At 35.9% G+C, this 10,769-nt stretch carries 13 protein-coding genes; 1 reads left to right on the top strand and 12 read right to left on the bottom strand.

The window, feature by feature from the left end:
• The 12 genes from AC3RVG_RS15915 to rimO all read right to left on the bottom strand — a co-directional run.
• A partial coding sequence (locus tag AC3RVG_RS15915) for a helix-turn-helix domain-containing protein (RefSeq protein ID WP_489692468.1) occupies window positions 1-374 on the bottom strand: 374 nt, incomplete at its 3' end.
• Window positions 375-669: 295 nt separating this feature from the next.
• Window positions 670-939 (bottom strand): hypothetical protein, encoded by a 270-nt coding sequence (locus AC3RVG_RS15910; protein ID WP_489692467.1) that lies wholly within the window; start codon window positions 937-939, stop codon window positions 670-672.
• 1 nt (window position 940) lies between these two features.
• On the bottom strand, window positions 941-1,303 hold the full coding sequence (locus AC3RVG_RS15905; RefSeq protein WP_489692466.1) for a hypothetical protein: 363 nt from the start codon (window positions 1,301-1,303) through the stop codon (window positions 941-943).
• Between the two features lie 160 nt (window positions 1,304-1,463).
• Entirely contained in the window at window positions 1,464-2,039 is a 576-nt protein-coding gene (locus tag AC3RVG_RS15900) for a pentapeptide repeat-containing protein (protein WP_489692465.1), read from the bottom strand.
• A 4-nt stretch (window positions 2,040-2,043) separates the two neighbouring features.
• Window positions 2,044-2,736 (bottom strand): SanA/YdcF family protein, encoded by a 693-nt coding sequence (locus AC3RVG_RS15895; RefSeq protein WP_489692464.1) that lies wholly within the window; start codon window positions 2,734-2,736, stop codon window positions 2,044-2,046.
• Window positions 2,737-2,764: 28 nt separating this feature from the next.
• Complete coding sequence (locus AC3RVG_RS15890) at window positions 2,765-3,496, bottom strand: phosphatase PAP2 family protein (protein WP_489692463.1); 732 nt, start codon at window positions 3,494-3,496, stop codon at window positions 2,765-2,767.
• Between the two features lie 167 nt (window positions 3,497-3,663).
• Window positions 3,664-4,050: a VOC family protein gene (locus tag AC3RVG_RS15885; RefSeq protein ID WP_489692462.1), complete on the bottom strand. Its 387-nt coding sequence runs from the start codon at window positions 4,048-4,050 to the stop codon at window positions 3,664-3,666.
• A 72-nt stretch (window positions 4,051-4,122) separates the two neighbouring features.
• Entirely contained in the window at window positions 4,123-5,349 is a 1,227-nt protein-coding gene (locus AC3RVG_RS15880) for a glycosyltransferase (RefSeq protein ID WP_489692461.1), read from the bottom strand.
• A 49-nt stretch (window positions 5,350-5,398) separates the two neighbouring features.
• On the bottom strand, window positions 5,399-6,658 hold the full coding sequence (locus AC3RVG_RS15875) for a hypothetical protein (RefSeq protein ID WP_489692460.1): 1,260 nt from the start codon (window positions 6,656-6,658) through the stop codon (window positions 5,399-5,401).
• Window positions 6,659-6,661: 3 nt separating this feature from the next.
• A complete protein-coding gene (locus AC3RVG_RS15870) occupies window positions 6,662-6,958 on the bottom strand; it encodes a type II toxin-antitoxin system RelE/ParE family toxin (protein WP_489692459.1) in 297 nt (98 codons plus the stop codon).
• Complete coding sequence (locus AC3RVG_RS15865; protein ID WP_489692458.1) at window positions 6,958-7,182, bottom strand: addiction module protein; 225 nt, start codon at window positions 7,180-7,182, stop codon at window positions 6,958-6,960. Before AC3RVG_RS15865 ends, AC3RVG_RS15870 begins: the two co-directional genes overlap by 1 nt.
• Window positions 7,183-7,250: 68 nt before the next feature.
• Window positions 7,251-8,555, bottom strand: a complete 1,305-nt coding sequence (gene rimO / locus AC3RVG_RS15860) for a 30S ribosomal protein S12 methylthiotransferase RimO (RefSeq protein ID WP_489692457.1) — start codon at window positions 8,553-8,555, stop codon at window positions 7,251-7,253.
• Between the two features lie 170 nt (window positions 8,556-8,725).
• Here rimO and AC3RVG_RS15855 point away from each other — a divergent pair, with 170 nt between their 5' ends.
• On the top strand, window positions 8,726-10,624 hold the full coding sequence (locus AC3RVG_RS15855) for a S9 family peptidase (RefSeq protein ID WP_489692456.1): 1,899 nt from the start codon (window positions 8,726-8,728) through the stop codon (window positions 10,622-10,624).
• Window positions 10,625-10,769: the final 145 nt, after the last annotated feature.

Genomic DNA, 10,769 nt, shown 5'->3' with positions numbered 1-10,769 from the left:
TTTTGAGGTTTAACTAGACCATTTTTAGAAAGGATGTTGTGAACCGTGACCACACTTGGGATAAGTTCCTCTGGATACTGTTTAAACAACAATATGCGGATTTTCTTGGCACCCCAGAGCAGGTGTTTGTTCTTTAATTTTAAAATCGAATCCGCTACTTTTTGATCGGTTCTGTTGGGGTGATTAATCGGGGCTCTTTCTTGCTCAATTAAGCCCGATAAACCCATATTTTCATACCGAGAAATCAATTTGTAAGCGGTAGGTCGCGATATATTAAATGACCTACAAAGTTCTGTGATGGTGTAATTTTGGGTTAACCATTCGTGAATAAATTCTACCTTTTGTTCCATTTTAGTTTTTGCTTTCCAGACCATGATAAATCGCTTTTTCAAGCAATTTATGAATCTTAAAAGTGTAAACTATGTCCCTTTAACTTTGTAAAGGATGTCCCTTTACCGTACCAAAATGTTTGCCAACGTTACGTATAAGAAACGTAGGGCATGAGATAAGCACTTTCGTTTCGGTTTATTACTTAGCTAAATATAAATATTTTGCTTTTATCTTTTCTACTATAAACACCAAATTTTATATTTAGCGGACTTTGTTAATATTCACAGGTCTTCGGTTTAGAACAAACGCCCTATGTTTTTTATACCTTGTTGGCAATAGTTATTTTTTCAACTGTCTGTTTTTTACTACTGCGAAAACAAATACAATTAATACGTGAGTCAATAAACAAATGGCTAATCTAAAGAGAAATCCTAATCCATATTCATCGTGTCCCCAAATTGCTTTTCCATAAATTAAGAACCCAACATATACAATTATTAAAACCCCGTTTGCGATGAAAAATTTGTTGAATTTTTCCCAACCAGAAAGCATATAAATACTTGCAATCCAAATAACAATTGGGATAAGAATGATTAATAATAATTCCATTTTATTTCGTCTTATTTTTGTCAGCGATATTGAAGAAAATATTTCGTAATTCGCTTTTGTCTGTCAGTTCAAAAATTTCAAGCAAAGAGCATATACTTTCAGCTTCCCAAGCATACTTTGAAAGATTTCGATTATATCTATTCAAAAGTTTTTCAAGGTTTGATTGAGTTGTTATTCCGTTAATTTCCTTTTCCAATACAAGAATAAACTCGTTCAAATTATTTACTGAATTTTTCCAATCTCCCCAATCATTTTCCGCTTCGAGTATTTTTTCTGCAATCTTTTCGTCAGTTTTATTTTCAAATCGATTTTCCTCGAGCAAGTCAAATAATTCATCGAAAGTCAGTAAAGGAATTTCTGTCATGTTAATAAGAATCGGTTTCGGATTTCAGTTTTTCTTAATTATTGCCAACATGTTTATATATGAACGCTCAAAATATTATGACGTATATATTATATTTAGCGCCAATTTCTTGAGCGTCCATCAAATATAATATAAATCGCCTCTTCAAAATGCACTGTTTTTACCGCTCAATTTTAACTTGATATTTATCCAAAAGCCCCACAACTTCTGGCAGCGAAAACTTTGCGCCTTTTATTCGATTTTGCTCGGGATTTATGGAATAGTTGGTGGCATTTCTTAAATCTGCCATTTCTAAATTCGTGTTTTGAAAAGTGGCATTTTGTAAATTGCAGCCAACGAGCTTGGATTTTTTTAAATCTGCCTCGCTGAAATCTACCCCTTTCAATTGTGAATTCATAAAAGCGCTTTTATTCAATTTCACTTTATAGAAAATAGAATGATCTAATTGGCAGGTATCAAAAGTTGCAGCAAAACCAAATTCATTGCAAGCGTCTAATTGCAAGCCTAACATTTTGCAATTTTTAAATTTCACATCCTGAAAAGAAACATTAGCCAATTTAGCGTTACTGAAATTGCAGTCAATAAATTCACATTCCAAAAACTGAATTTTGGAAAGAATAGTGTTTGAAAAATTGCAACTTACAAAAGTGCAATATTCATAATCAGCAACTTCCAACTCCCTTTCAGAATAATTGATATTTGTGAACGTTTGCTCGGCTATATACTTAGAATCCATTTTTTTAGCAACTTATTTCTGGGCAATCAATATTTGAAATTGTATCCACTTTCACAACTCTTTTTATTTCAATTTTATCGCCATAAAACTTAGGTTCAACGTTGAAAATTATATCTAAAAAAGCCTTTGTTCTTGCTAAATATTCACGCGATTGAACCATAAAACCATTCGTCCCATTAATGCCTTTTGCGTTATAACCGATAGCAGTAATTCCTCTGTGTTCAGCTATATAAATCGCTCTTTCATTATGAAATTGCTGCGAAATAATTGTAATATCTACCTGTCCAAAAATTGCTCCCGCCCGCACAACAGAATCTAAAGTTCGGAAACCTGCATAATCTAAAAAGATTACCTCTTCCGGAATTCCGCGTTTTATAAGCTCATTTTTGAACGTAATAGGCTCATTGTAATATTGCGACCCATTATCACCACTCACCAAGATAAAATCAATTTTATCATTCGTATAAAGTTCTACTGCAGCATCAATTCTATATTGAAAATAAAGGTTTATTCCGCCGTCCTTATAATATTTTGCGGTCCCCAAAAGCAATCCCACTCTATTTTTTTGAATAGTTGAAATACTTGAAAAAGTCTTGTTTTTGCTAGCGTTTTCTATTGTATAATTTGAAAAGAAAATCAGTCCCAAAACCACAAAAACAATCAATCCAATACTTTGTTTTAACCTTTTTTTGAGCATTTTTTTTAATTGTAAAAGTCAATTTTTATTACTTCACCTTTGAATCTCTTCTAAAGACATCTGCTAAATTAAATAGTAGAATACAGAAAAACACCCATATTAAACCTGCGATAAATCCACCCGCAATATCTGAAGGATAATGCACACCCAAGTAGACTCTACTAATACCGATGCTAAAAATAATAACTATCAATAGAAGAATTGCAACGTATTTAAGCAATATATTTATTTTAAAACGATGCAAAAGATAGATTAAAAACCCGTAAAACGCCATTGCGCTCATCGCATGTCCACTGGGATAACTTAAGGTCTCTACAACAACCATATGATCAATCCCCGGTCTAGGACGATCTACTAAGCGTTTGAGCATAACGTTTGATATTGAAGCCAACATTAGCACAAAAACAGTTTGAAGAATGTACTTCCAATTTTTAAAATAGAGCACAGTCCCAATTATCGCGATAGCCAGCATTATTAAATAGCCATAAATATCACCCACATCTGTCATGAAAAAAAAGTACTCGGTGAGTAAGGGAGTTCGAAAGGAAATAATGTAATCTGAAATCTGTTGATCGTATTTTGCTAATACATCTTCCTTTAAAGTTTCGGTTAATTCAATAAAAATACTAATTCCAGCAATTACAAGAATTAATGCCGCTAGAACAATAAGTATATAGGGCAGTTTGGGATTGTCTTTCCTAAAAGTGTGTCTTAGAAAACTACCTAATTTCTTTATAAATTCGTATAATGTTTGCCTCATGCCAAATTGAAAAGCTTCAAATATAAGGGCAAATTAGCAGGTATGGATAACTTTTAAGCGTTAAATTTCGGGAAGAAATAAACTCCAATCTAAGATCAAAACTTTATTTTCAATCCACTTATTGAATTTCTATTGTCGTTTATAATCTGAAGATTTTACGCGTTATCTTATGCTTGAGAATGTACACCAAACATATTTCCTTCGGTATCATGCGCTAAAACGATAAAGCCGTATTCTCCAATAGATTGTTTGGCTTTAAAAATTTTACCGCCAGCAGCCTCAACTCTTTTTTGTTCAATACTACAGTCCTCGCTGCCAAAATATACTAAAGTAGAATTTCCGCCAGCGTCAACTCCTTCCATTTTTACTAATGCGCCAGCGGCTCCGTCGCCATTCATTTCCATTGGAAAAAACAACATTTGCAATTCGCCTTCAGAATCGGGCATTGGCATCTCGGATAATTCGAGTTTAAGCACGGTTTCATAAAATTTTTGGGCTCTTTTTAAATCGTTCACATAAATTTCAAACCAAACTACAGGATTCTTGCTTTTCATTTCATTATATTTAAAAGGTTACATACCAAATATAGTGAAATCACTTATTTTGAGATTGAAATATTCTGAAGATTATTCTCGTAAGTTCTTTATTTCAATCCATTTACTCATATATTTAGTGCTTTGTAGGGATTGGTGTTGCAGGATTTGACCAAGAAAATTATGCTGCCGATGCTCTGCTAAATTCTCAGAAATGGTGTAGCTATTATTTATAAATGCATCGGCAAATAGACTTTTCTGAAATCGTTTTTGAATATTATTGAAACCGTTTTGTTGCGCTACTTTCCAGCTATTTTGGTTGGAATATAGCTCGATGGAAGCCGTAATAAACTCTTCTTTTGAAGAAGTAATTGCGCCACCAAAAGGAAGTTTCCCGCACATTCCTTCCGCACCCACCTCGGTAGTTACTGACGGTAAACCAAAACGCATCGCATCTAAAAGTTTGCCTTTAAGTCCGGCGCCAAAACGAATGGGAGCCAATTGCACTCGGTAATTGCTCATTGTAGTTTCCACATTTTCGGCCCAACCTTTTACAATAAAACCCTCCTTTTTATTATTAAGCTGAAGTATTTGCTGTGGCGCATAAGCTCCATAAATATGTAGTTCCGCCTGCGATAATTGTTTCCTAATTTCGGGCCAAATCTCCTTTAATTGCAAGACTGAATCTACGTTTGGCGCATGCAAAAGGTTTCCTATTGCAATAAAATTCTGACGATTTTCAAATGAAGGAATTGTTTTTTCTTTTGAAATATTTTCAACTAGAAAAGGTAAGTAATGAAGTATTTTAGAAGAAATATTAAAAGTATTTTGAAGCAAATCCATTTCGTATTCTGAAATGATAAGCGAAAGGTCGCAACGCAAAATACTCGCTAATTCGCGTTTTGCGGTTTCCGAAAACAGGTTTGCTTCAGAAACTTGTTTGCCTTTTTTTATTGCTTCTTCCCTAGCTTTCCGTAGAAAATGTAAATCTTCGGTATCGAGAATTTTTAAGGCATCCGGGCAATTTTCAGAAACACGCCACCCGAATTGCTCTTCGGTAATATAGCGATCAAAAATGACGATTTTAGGATTTACTTCTTTTACAAATTCATCTAAAGAAGCATTGTTCAATTGAATGTTTTTGACCGAAATATGTTGCGCTTCAAGATTTACAGTTTTGTCTGACACAGCGGCTGTGCTGGCGAAGATAATTTCGAAATTTTGATCGGTAAACAATTCAATCAACTGCATCATTCTGCTTCCCGCAGCAGTGGTACTGGGCTCGGGAAAGGTGTGGCCGATGATGAGAAGTTTTTTCAATTGTAGATTTTTTTCAAAGATACGGGTTTACAAGAAGTGTAATTACCCCTTATAAATTCGCAATAGAAATAGACGCAGTTTTAATAGATTTTTTCTTGCCGTCAACCATTGTCCAAGCAGCATAAAGCGTATTTCCGGCAATTTCCAACTGCGGGAAACCACTGGCACGTTCAAAACTGGTTTTTGAAATAGTAACAGGAAAACCTTTGGTGCCATCGGCGGAAACTCGCATTACTTGAATTAGAGTTTCTTTACCAATATTTTCCATCCAACTTACAATAGCAGTATTTTCTGAAGTCATTACAACATCAACCCTGCCCATAGTTTCATAGGTGTTTATTTGAATTGGGGCTGCAAAAGTTTTGCCTTTATTACTTGAAAATGCAAGCTGTACTTTGGGGTTGTCGTTTACCGCGGTAAACCAAGCAACCACCGAGTTATTTTTATAGGAAGCAATGGAAGGACCATTAACTGGACAACCAGGAATTTCCCAATTATCATTATAAATTGGTTGCGATTCCGAAAATGAATCATCAAAAAGTCCGATGCGAGAAATGTCCCTAACTTCAGTATCCGTGCGGTCTCTATAAACAATTAATGGTGCGCCATCGATAGATGTTATTGCCGTTTGGCAACAATCGCAAACACTATTATCTAGCTCTACACTGGTTTGCATTGAACCATCTGCGTGTATTACTCGTCCGCGAAGGGTCATTGCTCCCGAACCGTGATTGTCGTGACCTCCAGCTTCTGCCGTGGTGTTTCTTCCATCTAACCAGACCGCATAAAAAGAAGATTTTCCTTGGGGCACTATCGAAACAAAACCATGTTCGCTGGCAGTTCCGTCATTGTGTAAAAGAATATCTTTTTGCCAAGTCTGTGTTTCAGCTGAATAAAGGTTTATTTTGGCATCATACGTATATTTCCCGTTGGCAGATTTTTGTAGATAGCTGATTAAAATATTTCCATTATTTTCAGCAATGGCAGGGAAATCTGCCCAATTTATAAACCAATCATTTCCAGAATTTACTTTAAAAGGTTTTGTCCAATTGCCAGCTTCAAAAGTTGAAAAATACAATTCTGAAATGGAATCTTTCTTTTCAACCCACGACATAAAAAGTTGCTTTTCTGTTCCGAAAAGTCTCGGCAAAGCGCTGTTACCAACAGTTGGGTTTTCTAATACAACAACGGTTTCCGCAGTAGGTTCAAATTTAGAAGAAGTTGTAGCTTCCTTTTTTGTTTCCGTTTTACAGGTAGCGAGTATAGTTACACTAAGAAAAAGAGTGAAGAATAATTTTAAAAAATTCATTGGCTAAATATTTCTGTTCTCCCAGTTTTTAGGGTCGCGACTCGTGTGAAATAGAGCGATTACTTTTATAGTTTCGTTTTCAATAATATAATGGATTCCATAAGGGAAGGTCCTGCAATAACTAACACGAACGTCTTTAAATTTAAGCTGGAATGAAAAAGGTGTTTTTCTGATATATTCGAAGCCGTTATTAATCTCTGTTTTTAACCTGTCCGAAAGTTTACTGCTCCGTTTTTTATACCAATCCAAGGCATCCACAACATCTAAAGTTGCTTCTTCAGATATTACAATAGGATACATTAATCAGGTTCGTTTAATCTATTTTCAAACTCGTCCAAAGAATAGAATTTCATTTCTCCTTCTGAATTTTTCTTCAAACGATGGTCAAGTTCGGCCATTTGTGAGTCTGAAAGTTCTCGATTCTGTTCGCGCTTTAGTAATTGCTTTATTTCTTTCAAGACTTCTTCGCTTTCAGAATCCAACAATAACTGTATTAGCTCTATTTTTTCTGCTTCAAGGTTCATTTGCAATTAATTAATGAACTAAGATAATAAAATTATTAACCACTACCCTTCAACTGCGCTCAAGGTAACTATCTTACAACCTCCGCGTAAAGATCAAAATCTTCGGCAGCTGTAATTTTTACATTGAAAAATTCACCTGCACGCAAATAGTCATCTTCAGCATTAATCAATACTTCGTTGTCTACATCTGGGCTATCAAATTCGGTTCTTCCCACAAAATACCCACCTTCTTTTCTATCAATTACTACGCGGAATTCCTTGCCAATTTTTAGCTGGTTCAATTCCCAAGAAATCTGAGATTGTATTTCCATTATCTGGTTGGCGCGGTCCATTTTTACATCTTCTGGCACATCGTCTTCCAAATTATAAGCGTGTGTATTTTCTTCGTGACTATAAGTAAAACAACCCAAACGTTCAAAACGCATGTCTGATACCCATTGCTTCAAGGTTTGGAAATCTTCTTCAGTTTCTCCCGGATAGCCAACGATAAGTGTAGTTCTAATTGTCATTTCGGGAACGGCTGCTCTAAAATCTTCCAATAATTTTGTAGTCTTCGCTTTTGTAGTTCCGCGGCGCATCGACTTCAAAATAGAATCTGAAATATGCTGCAGCGGAATGTCTATATAATTACAAACTTTCGGCTCGTTTCGCATTACATCTAAAACGTCCATCGGGAAACCCGTTGGGAATGCATAATGCAAACGAATCCATTCTATACCTTCCACTTTTACGAGCTCTTGCAACAATTCTGCAAGATTTCGTTTTTTGTATATGTCTAAGCCGTAATAAGTTAAATCTTGAGCGATTAATATCAATTCCTTAACGCCTTTAGCAGCGAGCTTTTCAGCTTCAATTACCAAATCTTCAATTGGCGTACTTCTGTGTTTTCCACGCATAATTGGGATGGCACAGAATGAACAAGGGCGATCACAACCTTCGGCAATTTTAAAATATGCGTAGTTTTTTGGAGTTGTTGTAACTCGTTCTCCTATTAATTCGTGTTTATAATCTGCGCCCAAAGCTTTTAGCAGGCTTGGCAATTCAGTAGTACCGAAATATGCATCTACATTTGGAATTTCCTTTTGAAGATCTGGCTTATATCTTTCGGAAAGACAACCAGTAACAAAAACTTTATCTACAATGCCTTCCTCCTTTTTTTGAACGTATTCAAGAATAGTGTTTATACTTTCTTCTTTAGCATTTGCAATAAAACCGCAGGTATTAATAACCACAATGTTACCTTCCTCCTCGTGTACCACTTCTTTATTGCTGGCACGCAGTTGGCCCATCAGCACTTCGCTGTCGTATACATTCTTGGAGCAACCAAGGGTTACTACGTTTATCTTGTTCTTCTTTAAGGTTTTGGTACGCATATAATTTTTTATTATCGGGGTGCAAAGATACCACGAAAAAACCGAAACAAATCACAAAACGCACTGGGTAATTCTGACTCCTATTAGTGGCTTTCTGCAAACTGCCATTAAACACTGCCAACTTTTTTGAGTAACTTTACAACTCTTAAAAATTCAAATATTTTATACAGATGAAAAAAATAACTTTTCTGCTGGCCTTTCTATGCGCCGGCTTTTTGTTCGCTCAAAAGACGATGACACCTGAGCTTTTATGGCAGGTGAAAAAAGTAAGCCCAATTGGAATTTCTAATGATGGAAAACAATTGTTCTACAAGGTTTCAACTCCGAATATGGAAGAGAATAGCTTTGATTCCAAATATTACAAAATGGCTGTAACAGGTGGAAACTTTGCGGAAATTTCAAAAGAAGAAGCAATTGTCGCCGATAAGAATGTTTCTCCAAATGGACAATTCCAATTAATAAATAAAGCCGTGCATGTTAAAGACATTACGGGAAAAGATATTTACAGCGACTTACCCAATAGCGATGCCTATGTTTTTACTTCATTAGACTATCGCCATTGGGATACTTATAACGATGGTAGCTACAATCACGTTTTTTATAAAGATGTGAAAACAGGTGCCGAAACAGATATTACTCCGCAACAACCTTATTATACGCCGCAAGCACCTTTTGGTGGCGATGAGGATTATATCTGGGGACCAAAAGGCGAAAACATCTATTATGTAAGCAAAAAAGTAGCTGGAACAGAATATGCTACTAGCACGAATACAGATATATACAAATACAATCTAGCCAGTAAACTAACTGAAAATATTACTGAAGAAAATAAGGGATACGATACCCAACCGGGGTTTTCGAAAGAAGGAGCGCTGGCGTGGCTTCAAATGAAAACTGATGGTTATGAAGCAGACAAGAATGATATTATCGTGCTTCAAAATGGTGTGAAACAAAACTTAACCGCGCAATGGGATGGAACGGTAAATGATTTTACTTGGGCCAACAACAATAAAGACATTTACTTCACAGCTCCGGTTGATGGAACCCAACAAATTTTTAAAGTTGATTATCCGGGCAAAACCAAAAAAATGCCAGTCGTGGAGCAACTTTCAAAAGGACAATTTGACGTTACAAGTATTGTTGCCGAAAAGAACGGTCAGTTAATTGTTACCCGAACTGACATGAATCACGCTTCAGAAATTTTCTCTTTCGATTTGAAAAGCAAAACCTTCAACCAGCTAACCCAAGTAAATAACGAATTCTACGGAAAGTTAGATTTGCCAACAGTTGAAAAAAGAATGGTTACAACCAAAGACAATAAACAAATGTTGGTGTGGGTAATTTTACCGCCAAACTTCGATAAAAATAAAAAGTATCCAACCTTGCTTTATGCTCAAGGTGGGCCACAATCTGCGCTATCTCAATTTTATTCTACACGTTGGAATTTTCAATTAATGGCTTCGGAAGGCTACATTATTGTAGCACCAAACCGTCGCGGAATGCCAGGACACGGTGTGGAATGGAACAAAGCAATTAGTGGCGACTGGGGCGGTGGTGCAATGCAAGATTATCTTGATGCAATAGACGATATTTCAAAAGAAAGCTATGTAGACAAAGACCGTTTAGGCGCTATTGGCGCTAGTTTTGGTGGGTATTCTGTGTTTTGGTTAGCTGGAAATCACGATGGTCGATTTAAAACATTTATCGCTCACGATGGGGTTTTTGATACGCGCGCAATGTACGGAACTACAGAGGAATTATTCTTTGTAAATTACGATATGGGCGGTGCTTATTGGGAAAAAGACAACGCTACAGCACAGAAGTCATTTAATGAATTCAATCCAATCTCTTACGTAGATAAATGGGACACTCCAATTATGATTATTCAAGGAGGAAAAGATTATCGCGTTCCAATTGAACAAGGATTAGGAGCTTTTCAAGCAGCACAGTTAAAAGGAATAAAGAGCAAACTTCTTTATTTCCCCGAAGAAAACCACTGGGTGTTAAAACCACAAAATGCGCTGGTTTGGCAACGTGAATTTTTCAGTTGGCTGAAGGAAACACTGTAAAAAGACTTAAGACCGCTTCGCTAAAAGACGTAAGATGTAAGACTAAAAAAAGCCACGAATTCACAAATAGAGAAAAGAATATAGTCAAATAACCTGCAAGGTTTCCAAAACCTTGTAGGTTTTTTTTATGCTTAGTATTCGAATT

It is taken from the genome of Aequorivita sp. IT1282, assembly GCF_058068205.1.
This window is presented reverse-complemented; position numbering and strand designations above follow the sequence as displayed.